Here is a 17613-nt window from a genome sequence, read left to right on the forward strand (position 1 = left end):
CCAGACGAGCCCACACGGCGGAGCCTCCGGTCGAGCGCGTTCACTTGGGCGTGCACCTCGACGAGAGCTTCAGGAGCGGTCCCGATGTGCAGGAGTCCAGGCCGAGCCGGAGGTCGGCCACCAGGTGATCGAGCGCCAGAAGAGGCGCCGGCGCCCCGGCGTACTCGTAGAGGTGCGACGTCTCGAGACCCTCGCGGCGCAGGCGCACCGACGTTGCGCCGCCGTCGGCGCAGTCAGGGCAGCCGTAGCGGTCGTCGAGGGCGACGCCCGAGAGCGCGTCCTCGATCTCGTCGAGCTTTCGCGCGCCTTCGTTCGTCAGCGTCGCCAGGTTCGAGCGGGGACAGCTCTTGGCGTGCGTGCAGGCCGTGAGCGAGAGCTCCGCGCCGTCGCGGGACACCGTCGTGATGCACTCGCCGGCGCAGAGACCGAAGGAGTATCTCGTGGAGAGCCAGATCCCCTCGGCCTCGGACGAAGCTCCGAGGGACTGTTGCTCGGGCGCTGCCTCCTCCTCGGAGCCGAGAGCGCAGCCGGCGGCGAACGGGAAGCTAGCGACCAGCGCAAGGACCTTGAAGAGCGTGTTCGGTTTCATGCCGGCGCCAGACGGCAACCGCTGTGCCACGAGCCAGGACACCACGTGTGGCTCCGGTGCGGGCAGCGTCCTGCGGCCGGGCAGAACAAGGCTGCACGCCCGCCCGGTTGCGCGAGGCAGGCGAGCTCGCCGGAACGCGGCGTGCGGCCTGGCTCGGCCTGCGCAGCGGCATGAATGTCAGACCTCGCACTTCTTGCGAGCGAAGCGGTGCTGATCCCACGGCAGCTCGATGCGCTCGCCGGCAGGCGTCTCCACGGTGACCGGCGCCGCGCCGAGCGCGGCGACGACGTGCATCTCTTCCTCACCCGTGTTCGCGATCTGGTGCGGGACGCCCGCCGGCACGATGAGCGTCGAGCCCGGGCCGAACGTGAGGGCCACTCCATCGATCTCGCATGTCCCGGAGCCGCGGAGGACGACGATCACCTCCTCACATGCGTGCCGGTGACGCGGCGTTTGCGCGCCCGGCGCAACGGTCTGCATCCACACCTCGAGCGTCCGGAGGCCGTCGCGAGGGCCGGCGAGGGTCTGGTGGGCGAGCCCGGGCAGGCTGAGCTTCTCGATCGAGGCGATGTTCAGGACAGTCATGGCTTGATCCTCCACGGCGGCGTCGGGCGCGGGTCTGCCCATCGCGACAGGCCGTCGCGACAGGCCGCCCTGCTCGCTGGATACGGCAGCCCTCCGCCGCCGTTTCGCTGGCCGAGCCGAAATGTCGATGCGGCTCCGGGGGCCGGGCGCGGGCGATCGCCGCCCCGACGTCGCCGCGCGTCGGCGTGGTCGCCGCGCGCCGGCGTCGGCTCAGCCGGCCGCGGCCGCGACGATGTCGCGCACGAGCGCGGCCACCTCGTCCGGCTGCGACAGGAACGGAGAGTGGCCCGCGTCGAGGCGCCGCACGTCCCTCGCGCGCCGCGCCATCGCCTCCTGCGCGAACACCGGAATGGCGTTGTCGCGCTCGCAGATCACGTAGGTGGAGGGCAGCTCCTGCCAGGCCGCGGCCCCCAGCGGCTCCGCGAAGGACGCCCTGGACTGAGGCCGCAGCGCCGCTGCCGCGGCGGCCGCGACCTCGTCGCTGCAGTCGTTGTAGAAGATGTCGCGCGCGCGGTCGGGCAGCATCGTCCGGCCATCCGTGGAGGTGATCCACCACGGCGGCTCCTGGCCTCCGATCGCCGAGAGCAGGGATTCCCCCGGGCCGAGCATGAACGCGCACAGGTAAACGAGGTGGGCGACGTTGCCCGCGCGGGCCGCCACCTCCGTGACCGGCAACCCCCCGTAGGAGTGCGCGACCACGACGGCCTCGCCGGGCGCGTCGGCCAGCGCCGCCCGCACCACCTCCGCGTCCGCCGCGAGGCCGCCCGCGGTGGGCCCGACGCTCCGCAGCTCTGGCACCCGGACGTCGAGCCCGCTGCCGAGCAGCCGACACGCGACCTGGGACCAGCAGGACGGGCTGTGCCAGGCGCCGTGGACGAGTACGACCGATGAGATCTTGCGCATGTGCTCCTCTCCTCCGCAGCTCACGGCGGGACCGAAGACGCTATCCGACCCCCTCGAGCGACACCAGCGCGCGTCGCCCCGAGCGCTGAGCCCGCTCTCCCCGCGCCTCCGCCGGCACCCGCGCGCCTCCGCCCGCCATCCCGCGAGGATCCCGGGGCGCCGCGCCGCGCCCGAGGCGCACCCTCGACCGCGGCCCTGGATGGATGTATACCAATAATCGGAACGTCATTCCGAATAGTGGAACGAGCATGGAGCGATCCGGGACGGTCGACAAGGCGGTGCGCGCCCTCGAGGCGCTGGGCGAGGGGGGCGGCAGCGCTTCGCTCTCGGAGCTCGCGGAGCGGCTCCGCATGCCGAAGGCGACGCTGCACCGGCTGCTCGCGTCGCTCGCCGCGCACGCGCTGGTGGAGCAGGACGGGGAGGGGCGCTACCGGCTCGGCGTCGGCCTCATCCGGCTCGGGCTCGGGGCGCAGGGGCTCGACGCTGTCGCGCGCGTCGCGAGGCCCGAGCTGGAGCGGGCGGCGCGCGCCTTCGGCGAGACGTTCTTCCTCGTCGCCGCGCGCGCCGGCAGGCTCGTCGTGCTCGACAAGGCGGAGGGCACGGGCCTCCTGCGCGCGGCGCCCACCGTCGGGGCCGAGGTGCCGATCGACGTCACCGCGAGCGGCCGGCTCTACCTCGCGCACGCGCCCGAGCTCGTGGGCGCCTCGGGCGCGGACCCGGCCACGCTCCGCGCCGCGCGGCGCGCCGCGAAGCGCGGCTACGACGTCAACGAGGGCGCGTGGATCGACGGGCTCACCGTCATCGCGGCCCCGGTGCTCGCGCGCGGCGGCCTGCACGGCTGCGTCGCCTGCGCCGCGGCCGCCCAGAGCCTGCGCGGCGATCGTCGTGACGCCGCGGTGAACCACACGCGCGACGCCGCCGAGCGGGTCGCGCGCGCCCTCCAGGGCGAGGGCAGGAGGTGAACGGCATGAAGACATGGATCGATGGGCGGATCGTCGACGCTGCGGACGCGACCGTGAACGTGACCGATCACGGGTTGCTCTACGGCGACGGCGTGTTCGAGGGCATGCGCGTCGCGGCGGGGCGCGTCTTCCGGATCGAGCGCCACCTCGCGCGGCTCGAGATCGGCGCGAGGGCGCTCGGCATCGCGCTCCCGCGCTCGCTCGACGGGCTCCGCGCCGTCGTCGAGGACACGGCCCGCGCGCACGGCCAGCCCGAGGCCTACGTGCGCCTCGTGGTGACGCGCGGCGTGGGCCCGCTCGGCGTCGACCCGACGACCTGCGAGCGGCCGGGGCTGTTCTGCATCGTGGGGGCCATCCGCCTCTTCGACGACGAGCAGCGGCGGCGCGGCCTCGAGCTCATCACGTCGAGCCACAGGAGGCCCGACGCGGACGCGCTCGACATGCGGATCAAGAGCCTGAACTACCTCGGCTCCGCGCTCGCGAAGCTCGAGGCGAGGCAGCGCGGCGCCGACGACGCGCTGCTCCTGAACACGCGGGGCCACGTGGCCGAGGCCACCGTGGCCAACGTGTTCGCGCTCCGCGGCGACGTGCTCGCGACGCCGCCGGCCACCGACGGGTGCCTCGAGGGCATCAACCGCGCGGCCGTCATGGAGCTCGCGCGCGGCATCGGGCTCACGGTCGTGGAGCGCTCGATCGGGCGGCTCGACCTCTTCGCCGCCGACGAGGCGTTCCTGACGGGCACCGGCGCCGGCGTGATCGCCGTCAGGAGCCTCGACGGGCGCACGATCGGCCGCGGCGAGCGCGGCCCCGTCACGGCCCGCCTGACCTCGCTCCACCGGCAGCTCGCCGAGACCGAGGGCGCCCCGTTCATCGCCGCGCCCGGCGATCCGGGCTGAGCGGAAGCCCGGGTTGACCGGCTCATTGCTGCGCTGCTCGGCACGTCGGCTCGCCCGTGCTCCCGCGAGGCCTGGCCGCCGCGCGGGAGAGCGCGTCAGCTGTCGCGGGCGATCTCCGCGAAGACGCCGCGCAGCCAGGTGTGCGCCGGGTCCTTCGCGTGCCGCTCGTGCCACACCTGATCCACCGAGAACCCGCCGAGCTCCACGGGCGGCTTCATGACGTGCAGCTCCTCCATCTCCGCGAACACGCGCGCGATGCGCGCCGGCACGGTCAGCACGAGATCGGTCTGGGCCACGATGTGGGCCGCCACCAGAAAATGCGGGATCTGCAGCGCCACGCGGCGCGAGAGCCCTCGTTCGGCGAGGACCTCGTCCACCCGGCCTCCGCCCTCGCCGCGCGGGCTGATGAGCGCGTGCGGCAAGCTCGTGTACGTCTTGAGCGTGAGCTTGCCCCGGACCGCGGGGTGGCTCCTCCGCACGACGCACATGTAGCGCTCCTCGATGAGCCTTTGCCGGTAAAACCCCGCGGGCAAGGCGGGGAGCAGGCCGATCGCGAGATCGACCTTGCCTGTCTCCATGGCGCTCCACATCTCGCTGTCGTAGGGGCGCGCGACGAGGTCGATGAAGGGCGCCTCGGAGACGAGCTTCTGCACGAGCCGCGGCAGCAGGATGAGCTCCACGTAATCGACCGTGGCGACGGTGAACGAGCGGCGCGCCGTCGCGGGCTCGAAGCGAGGGCTGCGCGCGACCGTCGCCTCGATCTTGGTGAGGGCCTCGCGGATGGGGCCGATGAGCTCCTGCGCGCGCGGCGTCGGGATCATCCCCCGCGGCGTGCGCACGAGGACGGGATCGTCGATCAACACGCGGAGGCGCCCGAGGGCGTGGCTCATCGCCGACTGGCTCAGCCCGACGCGCGCCGCCGCGCGCGTGACGCTCCCCTCCGCCAGCAGGGCGTCGAGGACGACGAGCAGGTTCAGGTCGATGGAAGCGAGATGCACGGGATGCATGGGGCCCATGCTACTAATGAGTTGGAAGGGCGCCATCGGCCGACCTAAAGGTTGGCCATTGAGCCGGCACGGTCACTGACCTCACCGAGAGCGGTGGGGGGATGCCGCCGGCCTTCGCCCATGTCCCGCTTCGATCTCCCGAGCACGCCCGCGGAGCCGGGCTCACGGCTCCTCCTCGCGCCCGCTCCGCCCGCCGTCATGGCGATACCCGGCGATGCCACAGGCCGATCCGCCGGGGAACGTCGTCTCTTGGTCTTGTTTGTAAAGGTTCGTTAAGAAGTCAGATTTGTGCTGCGAACGTCTGTGAACGTTGCCATGTCTGGTCCGGTCCGCTAAGTAATCGCCGCCTGAGATCGCCTGTGGCGCGATCCCCGCCAGGGGGTCGTATCGAGGCGGAGCGGCCCGAGCGCGCTTGTCGCATGGAGCGCGCGAGGACCGGGCGTCGAGCCTCCGGCGTGCCTCCAAAGCCGCGCGGATGGCCTGGATCGGCCATCTCGCCCCGGCTCTCGTCCGCAGCGCCGGCGGCGCGTCGGCCGCCGGCCGTCGGTCGTCGGTCGTCGGCGTATCGCCAGGTCGGTTTCACCTGTGTTTCCCCGGCGCTGCCGCCGAACGGCGCGCCGCATCCATGAACGCCGTGGTTCGAAATCGGTGTCGAACACCCCGTAACAGGAAGAGAGAGCGTCATGCCAAGTCCGAGATTGAGTTCCTTGATCCTCGCTCCCATCGTCTCTGTTTCTCTCCTCGCCTCGTGCGCCCCCGCCGCGCCGGAGGGCGAGGGCGAGGTAGAAACCCTCGGCGCGGCGTCGAGCGCGCTCACGGCTCAGCAGCGGCTCGCGGCGTGCGACCAGGATCCTCGCGTGATCGCCGGGCTCGTCACGCGGGAGATCTGCGCGGGCGCCGACATCTTCTTTCGCGAGACCTTCGAGGGCAACGGCCGCTCCTGCGGGACGTGCCATCCTGTCGGAAACAACTTCACGATTGACATCCCTTTCATCGACGCGCTGCTCGTGGATAACCCGCTCGACCCGCTGTTCGTCTTCGAGCAGGACCCGGGGCTGACCGATCTCGAGACGCCCGAGCTGAAGACGCTCGGCCTGATCCGCGAGAACATCGACGGCTTCGACGATCTCGACAACAAGTTCTCGATGCGCGCGGTCCCCCACACGCTCTCGCTGGCGACGAGCATCACGCCGGATCCGGTGGACGGGATAGCGAGCCCGCCGGTCCATCGCACGGGCTGGTCGGGCGACGGCGCCCCGGGCACCGGCTCGCTGCGCGAGTTCCTCACCGGGGCGATCACCCAGCACTACCCGACGGATCTCGGCCGCGAGCCGGGGGTCGCCTTCCGGCTCCCGACGGAGGAGGAGCTCGATCTGACGCTCGGTTACCAGATGAGCCTTGGCCGGACGAACGAGCTCGACCTCACGCAGGTGAACCTCGCCGATACCGAGGCGAACGACGGGCGGCAGGCGTTCCTCGACCCTGCGCGGGGCCGCTGCAACGTGTGCCACTCGAACGCGGGCGCGAACCACCTGGACACGGGGCGCAACCGCAACCTGGACACGGGCACCCGGAAGGCCCCCGCGACCGGCACCATCGGCGCGTTCGACGGCGGCTTCGGCGGCTCCGGGCTGACCTCGCCCAACATCGATGTCCTCGACATCGGCTTTCTCAACGGGTTCGGCGACGGCACGTTCAGCACCCCGCCCCTCATCGAGGCCGTGGACACGCCGCCGTTCTTCCACACGAACGCCTTCGGGAACGACATCGAGGGCGCGGTGGCGTTCTATGTGTCGAACTTCTTCAGGGATTCGCCGGCCGGCCTGGAGCTCGAGGCGCGGTTCGGTAGCCCCGTTCAGTTCCCCGACACCGACATCATCAAGATCGGGCGGTTCCTTCGCGTGCTGAACGCCGCGTTCAACCTCGACCTCGCAAGGCAGCGCCTGAACGCCGCCCAGGTGCTCGTCCAGCAGTTCCACGACACGAGCGCCGACGTCCAGAGGCGCCTGATGGAGCTGGCCGAGGCCGAGATCGACGACGCGCTGCAGGTCCTCGCCGTCGGCGGCACGCCGCTGCACCCCGTCTCCACGGATCGCCTCCAGCTGGCGAAGACCGAGATCGCCGCGGGCCTCTCGGCGGCGACCTGGTCGCAGCGCCAGGGCCGGATCTCGAACGCGATCTCGCGCGTCCAGAACGCGCGCGATCAGTTCGGATCGAACATCAACTTCCAGCTCGGCCAGGGCAACCTGATGTACTAGCGGAGCGCCAGGAGCCCTGTTAGGGCGCTGGCCCGGCGGTCCGAGCGACCGGCGGGCCGCGCCCCGGGGTTCGTGTCCCCGCCGCTGGCGAACGCCGCACAAATCGGTAGCTTACGGGCCCCGGCATGGCCGGTATGCCAGGTGCCCTGCGCTGATGTTGTCCGGTTCACGTCCTGATGGCGGTTCCCTCGCTTCCCTCGCTTCGTCTGAAACAGGGCGCTCCCGCGAGGGGGGCTCGCTCCTGCTGCGGCTCCTCGGGCTGAGCTGGGCGTACCGGGGGCGCGTCCTCCGTGTCCTCGGCTACCAGATCGTCCTGCTCTCGCTGGGGCTCGCTGGGCTCGGCCTGACCGGGCTCGCCATCGACATCCTCCGCCATCGGCTCGATCCGTCGATCCACCTGCCCGAGCTGCCGGCCGGCCTCGGACGGCTGGTCGACGCCGAGCGTGAGCCCATGCGCGCGGTCCTCTCGATCGGCGCCGCCATCCTCGCGATGGCCGCCGCGCGCGCGGTGATCAACTACGGTTACGCGCTCTCGGTGGGCTACCTCGTCCACATGGAGATCGTCCCGGATCTCCGGGCGCGGGTGTACGACAAGCTCCAGCGGCTGAGCTTCCGGTTCTTCGACGCCAACAAGAGCGGCTCGCTCATCAACCGCGTCACCGGCGATGTGCAGCTCGTGCGCTCCTTCGTCGACGGGGTGCTGCTCCCGAGCGTCATCATGGTCCTGTCGCTCGGCGTGTACGTCGCGTACATGCTCCGCGCGCACGTCCTGCTGACGCTCGCGTGCCTCGCCCCGACGCCGCTGCTCTGGATCGCGAGCACGCTCTTCGCCCGGTGGGCGCAGCCCGCCTACCTGCGCAACCGGGAGCTCGTGGATCGCATGGTCCTGAGCTTCACGGAGGGGCTGCAGGGCATCCAGGTCATCAAGGGGCTCGGGCGAGAGCGCGAGGCCCATCGCCGCTTCGACGAGCGCAGCCGCGAGGTGCGCGAGCAGCAGCAGGAGACGTTCCGGACCGTCAGCGTGCTCAGCCCGACCATCGATCTGCTCGGGCAGGCGAACCTCGTCATCCTGCTCGGCATGGGCGGGCTGCTCGTCACGCGCGACCGGATGACGCTCGGGCAGCTCGTCGTGTTCGCCGGCATCCTGCAGCAATTCTCGGGGCAGATCGCGAGCATGGCGACGATCGTCAACACCGCGCAGCAGAGCTTCATCGGGGCGAAGCGCGTCTTCGAGGTGCTCGACACCCCCGTCGAGATCACGAGCCCCGAGGCGCCGGCGCGCCCCGCGCGGGTGGAGGGGCGCCTCGTGTTCGAGCGCGTCACGTTCGGGTACGATCCGGAGAGGCCCGTCCTCCACGACGTCCACCTCGACGTCGCGCCAGGGCAGTTCGTCGCGGTGATCGGCCCGACCGGCGCGGGCAAGAGCACGCTGCTCAGCCTGATCCCGCGCTTCTACGATCCGACGTCGGGGCGCGTCCTGCTCGACGGCATCGACCTCCGGCGCCACGACCTCGACCAGATCCGGCGGCGCATCGGGGTCGTCTTCCAGGACAACTTCCTCTTCAGCAACACGGTGGCGGCGAACATCGCGTTCGGCGCCCCGCACGCGACGCGCGAGCAGATCGAGCGCGCCGCGGTCATCGCCTGCGCCCACGAGTTCATCCGGGAGCTGCCCGAGGGCTATGACACCGAGCTCGGCGAGGCGGCGGCCAACCTCTCGGGCGGCCAGCGGCAGCGGCTGGCCATCGCGCGCGCGGTGCTGCTCGACCCGCCGCTGCTCCTGCTCGATGACCCGACAGCGGCGGTGGACGCGAGCACGGAGCGCGAGATCCTCGACGCGATCCTCAGCGCGACGCGGGGGCGGACGACGATCATGGCGACGCACAGGGCGCACCTGCTCCGCCGCGCGCACCAGGTGATCGTGCTCGACAGGGGCCGCATCGCCGAGCGGGGGACCCACGAGGAGCTGCTCCGGCGGCGCGGCCACTACGCGAGCGCCCTCGCGCTGCACGACGCCCACGCCGTCGGGGCGCGGGCGGACGACACCCCCTCGCGCCGCGCGGGCGCGCGCCCTGCCGAGGAGTCGGCGTGAGCCGCGGGGTCGACACGCCGAGCCGCCCCGCGACGGCGTCGAGGGCGGCCCGCTCCGCGGCCGGGGCGGCGCCGATCGACGCGCGCCTCGGCCTCGCGCGCGTGGCGCTCGAAGACGAGCAGGACCAGCACCACCGCACGCTCGATCTCGGGCTCGCGCGGCGGGTGTTCGCCTTCACCCGCCCGTACGCGCGCAAGCGGAACGCGCTCTTCGCCCTCGTGGTGGTGAGATCGATCCAGCTCCCGATCCTGACCTGGGCGGTCGGCGCCATCATCAGCGGCCCGGTGGCCCGGCGCGACGAGCGCGCCACGCTGCTCGCCGTCCTCGGCTTCGCGGCGCTCGTGCTCTTCACCGAGATCGTCTTCCACTACCGCGCGCGGCTCGCGCTCGAGCTCGGCGAGGCGGTGGTGTTCGACATGCGCGATCGGCTGGAGAGCCACCTCCTGCGCATGCCGATGCGCTTCTTCGTGAAGACGAAGGTGGGGCGCCTCATCGGCCGCATGACGTCCGACATCGACGCGATCCGGGTGGCGGTGCAGGACGTCGTGTTCGTGAGCACGGTGAACCTCGGCACGATGGCGGTCGCGATGGCGCTGATGGCCCACGCGCACTGGCAGCTCTTCCTCGTGGTGGTCGCGATGGTCCCCGTCTTCTGGGGGCTGATCGTCTATTTCCACAAGCGCCTCGGGGCCGCCCACCAGCGCGCGCAGGAGAGCTTCACCCGCGTGACCGCGACGCTCGCCGAGTCGGTCACGGGGGTGCGCGTGACGCAGGGCTTCGTGCGGCAGGACATCAACGGCGGGCTGTTCCGCGCGCTGATCTTCGACCACTCCCGCTACAACATGGATGCGGCGCGCCACTCGGCGACGTTCCTCCCGCTCCTCGAGTTCAACGGGCAGCTGTTCCTGGCCGTCCTCGTTGTCGTCGGCGGCTATCAGGCGCTCCACGGCGCGATCGAGCTGCGCGTGCTCGTGGAGTTCTTCTTCCTCGCGAACCTCCTGTTCAACCCGATCCCCGTCCTGGGCAATCAATACAACCAGGCCCTCACGGCGATGGCGGGCGCCGAACGGCTCTTCCGCGTGCTCGACACGGCGCCCGACTGGCCCGACGAGCGCGGCCTCCCGGCGCTGCCCCCGGTGCGCGGCCGGGTCGTGTTCGAGGGGGTCCATTTCGCCTACGATCCGGGCAAGCCGGTGCTCCACGGCGTCGATCTCGTCGCCGAGCCGGGGCAGATGATCGCGCTGGTCGGGCACACGGGCAGCGGCAAGACGTCGATCCTGAACCTGCTCGCGAAGCTCTACCTGCCGACGGCGGGGTCGATCACCGTCGACGGGCACGACCTCGCGGCGACCTCGTCCGCCTCGCTGCGGGCGCAGCTCGGGCTGGTGCTGCAGAGCAATTTCCTCTTCAGCGGGACGGTGCTCGACAACGTGCGCCTGGGCAACCCCGCCGCGACCGACGCGGAGATCCGCGACGCGGCGCGGGGCCTCGACGTGCTCGACATGCTCGACGCGCTGCCGGACGGCCTGGGCACCGAGGTCGGCGAGCGCGGGACGGCGCTGTCGCTCGGGCAGCGGCAGATCGTGTGCTTCCTGCGCGCCCTGGTCGCCAATCCGCGCATCGTGCTGCTCGACGAGGCGACGAGCGCGGTGGACGCCCTCACCGAGGCCCGGCTGCAGGCGGCGCTCGGGAGGCTCTTGCGAGGGCGGACGAGCTTCGTCGTGGCCCACCGGCTGAGCACGATCCGGCACGCCGATCGCGTCGTCGTGCTCGACCACGGGCGGGTCGTCGAGCAAGGGACGCACGCGGAGCTGCTCGCGCGGGGGGGAGCGTTCGCGGCGCTCCACCGGGAGCTCGTGAATGAGGGGCCGGCCCCCGTGGAGGGAGCGCGCGGCGTCAGAAGGTCAGGCGACCTCTAGGCGGACGGGGACGTTGTTGCGGGTGGCGTTCGAGTAGGGGCAAACCTGGTGCGCCTTCTCGACGAGCTGCTCGGCTTGCGACCGCTCCAGGCCCGGAAGCGCGATCCGCAGGCCGATGTCGAGGCCAAACCCGCCCTCGGAGCGCGGGCCGATGCCGACGCTCGCCGTCACGGTGGCGTCGGCCGGGATCCGGGCCTTCTCCTGCGCGGCCACGAACTTGAGGGCGCCCAGGAAGCAGGCCGCATAACCCGCCGCGAACAGCTGCTCCGGGTTGTTCCCCTCGCCGCCAGCGCCGCCGAGCTCCTTCGGTGTCGAGAGCTTGACCTTGAGAGCACCGTCGGCCGTGGCAGCGTGGCCGTCGCGGCCGCCCTGGGCGGTGGCTTGCGTCGTGTACTTCACGTCAACAGGCATTGGAGCGTTCCTTTCGTGGCGATGAGCCCGGTCACGGGCAGCGCGTCCCCGCCGAGCACGGCCCGACCGGACAGCGCCGTTCGGGGAGGCTCCCATAGTGCCCGCGCTCCTCCCGGGCAACCGCGGGAGGAGACGGCACCCGGAAATCACGCCCGGCATCGACCGCGCGGCGTCATCAGCCTGTCATCCGCTTGCAGTCAGCGAGGCGCTCCCCGCCGCCTCACGTCAGCTCGAGCGCGCGTCGATGCGCGCGCCCGGGCGGCTCACCGCGCGCCCTCGGCGCCGCAGCGGGAGAGCGCGTAACGCAAGGCGCTCTGGAGCACGCCGAAGGTCTTGAACCCGCCATCCGCCGCGCCGAGCTCCGTCATCGTCCGCGCGATCTCGGGCGAGATCCCGGAGACGAGGCAGCTGCTGCCAAGGAGGTTCGCCGCGCGCACCACGGCGAGGAGGTGCGCCACGGTCGCGGCGTCCACCGCGCTCACGCCGGTCAGGTCGAGGATGGCGAAGCGCGCGCTCGTCCGCACGATCTCGGTGAGCAGCCGCTCCATGATGTCATTCGCCCGCCCGGTCTCCACGGTCCCGATGATCGGCAGCACGAGGACCCCCTCCCACGCCTGGATGATGGGCGTGGACATGGCGCGCATCGTCTCCTGCTGCTGCCGCATCAGCGCCTCGGTGCGCTCGCGCTCGGCGTTCTCCGCCGCGAGCAGGCGGTTCTTCTCCTCGAGCTCCTCCGCGTGGATCGCCCGGCGCTGGAGCGCCTCCCTGAGCTCGGCCTCCAGCTGCTTGAAGGGCGTGATGTCCCTGATCGTGATCGCGACACCGTCGCTCAGCGGGATGACCTGATGCTGGAACCACACATCCTTGTGCGCTGGACCCTCGCTCTGCTCTTCCTCGAGGAGCCGCTCGCCGGTCCGAGCGACGCGCGTGTACTTGTCCAGCTGCCGGCGCGAGGCGGGCGAGATCTCGCTGAGCCGCTTGCCGACGATCTCCTCGCGGGGCAACGACAGCCCCGTGAGGGCCTTCTGGTTGGCGTCGGTGATCACGAAATCCACGAGCGTCCCGGCCTCGTCGAACGCGCTCCGGAGCACGAAGAAGGCGTCCAGGCTCCCTTCGATCGCCGCCCGGAACCGGGACTCGGCCTCGAGCAGCGACTCCTCCGCACGCTTGCGATCCGTGATATCACGAGCGACGAAATAGACGAGCTCCTCCTCCGGGTGAACCGACGAGTTCCACTCGATCCATCGATAAGAGCCGTCGCGACACCGGTAGCGGTTCGTGAACGTCACGCTGCCGCTGCCGGCGAACACCTGCGCCGACTCGGCCAGCGTGCGCTCTCGATCGTCGGGGTGCACGAAGTCGATGAACGGCGTCGACAAGAGCTCTTCGCGCGAGAACCCGAGCGTGCGCTCCCACGCCTGGCCAACCCGCCTGAAATGCCCGTCATAACCGGCGATGCCGATCAGATCCACGGACATCTCCAAGAAGCGGCCCAGCTCGTCCGTTTGCCACGCTTGTTTCATGGTGAATTCCACCGCTATCAGATCCGGCGTCCACGATCGAGCCTCTGGCGCGACGCGAGGCCGAGCGTCGCGGGCGAGCCTGCCAGCGGTCGGTGGGGGCACGCTGGGCGACCGCGCTCCCGGTCAGTCTCACTCGACGCCTGAAGGAGAGAGCCCCTTGATGAAGCACATTGCCATGCTGGTTTGGCCGGGCTTCACCGCGCTCGAAATACCGCGCTCGCCCGACCGGGCAGGTCAGCTCGTGCGGAAGGCGCGGTAGAGCTCGTCGCGCCACGCGATCAGGTCGTCGTAGCGATCGCGCAGGTCGGGGTCGGAGAAGCACCGGCGGCTGGCGGCGCCGAGCTTCAGCTGGGCGGGCGGCGCCACGTTCACGAGGACCTGGCTCATCGCGATATCGGCGAACGTGAAGCGGCCGAGGAGCGTCCGCGGCGCGTCTCCGGACGGCGCCGCACGCGCGAGCATCTCGCGGATCTCCTCCAGCACGGCGACCTGCGTTTGCCGCTGCGCTTCGCCGTCGGCTTTGTCGCCTTCGTACTTGCGGAGGGTGCGGGCGACCCCCAGCGCGCCCAGCCGCGAGGCGAGGGGGCGGAGCGCGCGGCGGATCGGCCTCGGCGCCATCTCGGCGAGCGCCTCGTCGTCGGCCAGCATGCGCCTCAGCGCGCGGGCGCGCCCGGCGGCGAGGCCGCGCTCCGATAGATCGATGAGCCGCGCGATGTCGGCCTCGTGCTCGACAGGGAACAGGGTCGGTCCCGCGCCGCGCCCGTCTGCCCAGCGCGCGATGTCGGCCGAGTCCCCGAGCACGCGCCCGTCATCGGTGGTGAGCACAGGCACCGAGACACGGCCCGTGAGCCGGCGGAGCTTCACCCGGAGCGCCGGCTCACCGACGAGCGGCTGGAAGTGCCGGAAGGTGTAGGGGACGCGCCGGACGTCGAGCGCCCAGCGGGCCTTCTCCGTCCACGGCGAGAAAACGAGGCCAAGGAGCTCGGTCATGGCGCCGGCAGGCTACCACACACCGCCGCGCGCCTCCGGCCGAACGCTCGCGGGCAGCGGGCGCGGCCCGCCGGTGGGCCCTCCGGCTCACCGCGGGCGATCTCACGGGCAGGCGTCGGCCTCGTCGGTCTCGTCGGTCTCGTCGGTCTCCACCCAGATCGACTCGGGATCGTCGAACCCCTTGAGCCGGAACGCGCCCGCGCGGCGGAAGTCCGCGCGCGACGGGTCGGGGAGCGCGGCGGCCGCGGAGCGCGAGAGCGTCACGCGGCCGGGGCGCGGCAGGCCGATCCCGGAGCTCGGCTCGTCCGCGCGATCCTCCTCGGTGACCGCCTCGATGCGGAAGAGCCGGTGGACCTCGGTGCCGATGACGTCGTGATCGCTCATGCGCACCCAGCCCCAGTGGACGACGAGGCGCAGCTGGGCGGGGTCGTCGACGGCGCGGCGGAGCACGCGGGCCGCGTCGACGGCGCGGGCCACCGTGGGATAGACAGCGAGGTACCCGTCGCCGGTCCCCTTCAGCAGGCGCGGGTTCGTCGCCCCTCGGAGGGAGCCGCGGAGCCGGTGAAGGTGGTCGACGAAGCCGGTGTCGCCGATGCTGCGGATCATGTGGGTCGACCGGACGATGTCGATGAGCAGCATCGCCACCTCGACCCGGTCGGTCGGCTCCGTTTCCTCCCGCCGCTCGTCGGGGAAGAGCTCGAGGAGCGTGAGGTGGAGATCGTCCCAGTGGATCCGCTCGAGGTGCGCGCTGAGGCGGGCGAAGGTGGGGGAGGCGGCGATCGCCCGGCGCGCGGCGTCTGGAGCCTCGCCGTCGGCGATCTCCGTCGCGAGGCGGTCGAGGAGCGAGAACACCGCCCCGCCGATCTCCTCGTCGGCGTCCGGGCGCCGGAAGAGCTCGCGCTGGACGTCGACCACGAGGTCCCAGTGGCGGGGCCAGGGCTCCCCGTGGCCGATGATCACGTGGCGGATCGCGTGGAACCGGCCGCCGCCGGGGAGCGGCTCGATCAACGCGCGGAGGGAGGGGTGGAGCAGGTAATACCGCGAGCGCGGCAGCTCGTGGCGCGAGCCGACGACGGCGTCGTGCGGCTGGCGAAAGCGCTGGACCTGGCGCTCGGCCCCCGGATCGGCGCCGAGCACCCCGAGGAGGCCGCACTCGAAGAGCTCGCGAAAAGGGTGGTAGACGTCGTCGGCGTCCCGGCCGTGGGCGTCGTAAAACGCGCGATCGACCTCGTGAAACCTGCACCAGACCTCGACCACCTCGTCGTGGGTGAGGACGTCGCAGGGGAGGAGGCCGAGGAAGCGAGCCCGCTTGTCGCGGTGACAGAGCACCTCGAGGAAGACCCGCATCTCGTCGAAGATGTTGGCCACGAGGAGGCCGGCGCTCGTGCTCTGCACGATCTGCGTGAAGGTCCGCTCGTCGAGCGCCTTTCGGTTGCGCGAGATCTCCGAGGCGAGGATCACGAGGTCGCGCGGCCGCCCGAGGGTGTGGCGGTGGAGGAAGTCGAAGGTCGACTCGCCGCGGGCCGAGCGCCCCGCGCTCACCACGTCGAGGTGGATGAACTCGCGGAGCGGCAGCCGCTCGTAATAATACGTGAGCTTCTCGAGCAGCTCGAAGAGCTCGTGCTTGGCGTAGCGGAGCGTCGACGTCGCGCCGTAGAGGTTGGTCTTGATGTCGGACTCGTAGGCGGAGAACGCCTCCTCGCGGATGGCGGCGAAGATCTTGACGTGCCGGTTGGCGTTCATCAGATCCCACGCGGCCTCGATCATCCCCGCTTGCATGTGGATCCACGCGGCGCGCGGGAGCCGCCGGAGCGCCTGATCGAGCTTGTCGATGAAGATGAAGACGCCGCTGTGGAGCGAGCGGAGCCGCCGCTCGAGCGGGCGCTCCATCGCGTCGACGACCTGGTTGATCTGGCGTACGGTCAGCGAGAGCAGCTCCTTCAGCACCATCGTCGGCTCGACCGGACGGCCCTCCAGGAGCCCGCGCAGGCTCCGGGGGAGCGGCGCCAGATCCGCGGGATCGCCGGCGCCGGCGGCCGCGGACTGGTAGGAGACGATCGACATGCGGAAGCTGAAGCTCCAGAGCCGCTTGCACTCGTGGAGGCCCGACATGAGGTCGCTCCGGGTCTGATCGACGGTGGGCAGATCGCCCATCAGATCGAGGTACGGCCGCCCCTCCGGGATGAACTGCACGGCGGCGTGGCGGCGCTCGCGGCCGGTCGCCGCCAGGTAGATCTCGCTGAGGACCGAGCGCTTGTACGTGAGGAGGAGGGTCTTGCCGAGCCCCTTGCTCCCCGAGACAAAGTGCTTGTTGGCGCTGTCGAGGAACTCCCGGACCACGGCGTTCTTGAAGGTCAGGTCCTTGAGGGCGCCGATATCGATCTGGTTGGCGTCCGAGGCCCAGCTCTGGTTCGTGGGGGGCTCGGGCGGCGGGGGCCGGGGCTGGGGCAGGGGCGGCTCCGGCGGGCGCCAGGCGAGCGCCCGGAGGGCCTCGATGAGCTCGCGGGCGGAGGTGAACCGGCGGTCGAGGTCGCGGTGGGTCGCCCGGGCGAACCAGGCGTCGAAGCCGCTCGGGACGTCCGCCAGGCGCGACGGCGGGGCCGGGACATCGAAGCAGATCTTGTGGACGAGCTCGAAGAGCGATTCGCCGCGGAAGGGCCGTTGCCCGGTCATGCACTCGTAGGCGATCACGCCGATAGACCACAGGTCCGCGCGGAGGTCGACCCCGCGGGCGTCGGCGATCTGCTCCGGGCTCATGTAGCTCACCGTGCCCAGGGTGGCGCCGGCGTCCGTCTGCGGCGCTCCCTGGGGGTCGAGCCCGAGGTCACCGAGCTTGACGATCCCGAAATCGAGGACCTTGCAGAGCGGGCCATCGTCGTCCTCGACGAGGAAGACGTTGGCCGGCTTGATGTCGCGATGGATGATGTCCATGCGGTGGGCCTTGGCGATCGCGCTGCAGACATCGCCGAGGATCGCCTTCGTCTCTTCGTAGGAGAGCGGCCCGCGGGCGATCCGCTGGGCCAGGTCCTCGCCGCGAAGGAGCTCCATGGCGATGTAAGGCACCTGCGTGGCTGCATCGACGTTGAAGTCGAGGAGCTGCACGACGTTCTTGCTCCGCAGCCTCGCCGCTGTCTGCGCCTCGCGGAAGAAGCGGGCGCGCGCCCGCTCCGTGCCGACGATCGCCGGATCCATCAGCTTGAGCGCGATCGGCTCGCCGAGGCGAAGATCGGTTGCCCGGTAGACCCGGCCCATGCCTCCCTTCTTCAGGAGCTCGTCGATCCGAAAGTGCTGGCCGACGACATCCCCCGGGCCAACGCCCCTGGCCCCGGTCGAGTCGCTCCCGCGAGCGGATGGCTTGGTGGCCTGGTGCGGACGGCGGGCACTCTCATCCGACATGTCGCCCAGCGTACCAGCCTTGGCGCCTCAGGAGAACCTGCGCGCCCGCGCCTGCATGCGCGCCGCGGGCGGCGCCGTGGGC

At 71.4% G+C, this 17613-nt stretch carries 13 protein-coding genes; 5 read left to right on the top strand and 8 right to left on the bottom strand.

The annotated features are described in order from the left end of the window. Positions 1-40: 40 nt before the first annotated feature. The 3 genes from WMF44_RS00890 to WMF44_RS00900 form a co-directional block, all read right to left on the bottom strand. The gene (locus tag WMF44_RS00890) at positions 41-589 is read right to left on the bottom strand and encodes a hypothetical protein (RefSeq protein ID WP_437297225.1); all 549 of its coding nucleotides are present in this window, start codon (positions 587-589) and stop codon (positions 41-43) included. A gap of 177 nt (positions 590-766) precedes the next feature. Then, positions 767-1174, bottom strand: coding sequence for a cupin domain-containing protein (locus WMF44_RS00895; protein WP_437297226.1), 408 nt, complete (start codon positions 1172-1174; stop codon positions 767-769). Positions 1175-1384: 210 nt separating this feature from the next. After that, a complete protein-coding gene (locus tag WMF44_RS00900; RefSeq protein ID WP_437297227.1) occupies positions 1385-2077 on the bottom strand; it encodes an alpha/beta fold hydrolase in 693 nt (230 codons plus the stop codon). A gap of 248 nt (positions 2078-2325) precedes the next feature. On the opposite strand from WMF44_RS00900, the gene WMF44_RS00905 reads away from it, so the two are divergent. Together WMF44_RS00905 and ilvE are read left to right on the top strand one after the other, a co-directional pair. Further along, positions 2326-3039 carry an IclR family transcriptional regulator gene (locus WMF44_RS00905; RefSeq protein WP_437297228.1) on the top strand — a complete coding sequence of 238 codons (714 nt, stop codon included), beginning with the start codon at positions 2326-2328 and terminating at the stop codon, positions 3037-3039. 5 nt (positions 3040-3044) lie between these two features. Next, a complete protein-coding gene (ilvE, locus tag WMF44_RS00910; RefSeq protein ID WP_437297229.1) occupies positions 3045-3935 on the top strand; it encodes a branched-chain-amino-acid transaminase in 891 nt (296 codons plus the stop codon). Between the two features lie 95 nt (positions 3936-4030). Here ilvE and WMF44_RS00915 read toward each other — a convergent pair whose 3' ends face one another. Further along, entirely contained in the window at positions 4031-4942 is a 912-nt protein-coding gene (locus WMF44_RS00915; protein WP_437297230.1) for a LysR family transcriptional regulator, read from the bottom strand. A 707-nt stretch (positions 4943-5649) separates the two neighbouring features. Here WMF44_RS00915 and WMF44_RS00920 point away from each other — a divergent pair. The 3 genes from WMF44_RS00920 to WMF44_RS00930 all read left to right on the top strand — a co-directional run bounded on the left by WMF44_RS00920 (position 5650) and on the right by WMF44_RS00930 (position 11211). Beyond that, positions 5650-7200: a hypothetical protein gene (locus tag WMF44_RS00920; protein ID WP_437297231.1), complete on the top strand. Its 1551-nt coding sequence runs from the start codon at positions 5650-5652 to the stop codon at positions 7198-7200. Positions 7201-7354: 154 nt separating this feature from the next. Further along, positions 7355-9292 (top strand): ABC transporter ATP-binding protein, encoded by a 1938-nt coding sequence (locus WMF44_RS00925; RefSeq protein WP_437297232.1) that lies wholly within the window; start codon positions 7355-7357, stop codon positions 9290-9292. After that, a complete protein-coding gene (locus WMF44_RS00930; RefSeq protein ID WP_437297233.1) occupies positions 9289-11211 on the top strand; it encodes an ABC transporter ATP-binding protein in 1923 nt (640 codons plus the stop codon). Before WMF44_RS00925 ends, WMF44_RS00930 begins: the two co-directional genes overlap by 4 nt. Here the strand turns inward: WMF44_RS00930 and WMF44_RS00935 are convergent. From WMF44_RS00935 to WMF44_RS00950, 4 genes are all read right to left on the bottom strand, one after another. After that, positions 11197-11622, bottom strand: a complete 426-nt coding sequence (locus WMF44_RS00935; protein ID WP_437297234.1) for an organic hydroperoxide resistance protein — start codon at positions 11620-11622, stop codon at positions 11197-11199. The two genes, WMF44_RS00930 and WMF44_RS00935, sit on opposite strands and share 15 nt — an antisense overlap. Before the next feature lie 263 nt (positions 11623-11885). Beyond that, positions 11886-13145 (bottom strand): PAS domain S-box protein, encoded by a 1260-nt coding sequence (locus WMF44_RS00940; RefSeq protein WP_437297235.1) that lies wholly within the window; start codon positions 13143-13145, stop codon positions 11886-11888. Between the two features lie 234 nt (positions 13146-13379). Continuing rightward, positions 13380-14135, bottom strand: a complete 756-nt coding sequence (locus WMF44_RS00945; RefSeq protein WP_437297236.1) for a glutathione S-transferase N-terminal domain-containing protein — start codon at positions 14133-14135, stop codon at positions 13380-13382. Positions 14136-14237: 102 nt separating this feature from the next. Further along, entirely contained in the window at positions 14238-17531 is a 3294-nt protein-coding gene (locus WMF44_RS00950) for a protein kinase domain-containing protein (protein ID WP_437297237.1), read from the bottom strand. Between the last annotated feature and the right edge of the window lie 82 nt (positions 17532-17613).

Origin of the sequence: Sorangium sp. So ce426, from assembly GCF_051475585.1 — a bacterium.
GTDB lineage: Bacteria > Myxococcota_A > Polyangia > Polyangiales > Polyangiaceae > Sorangium > Sorangium cellulosum_B.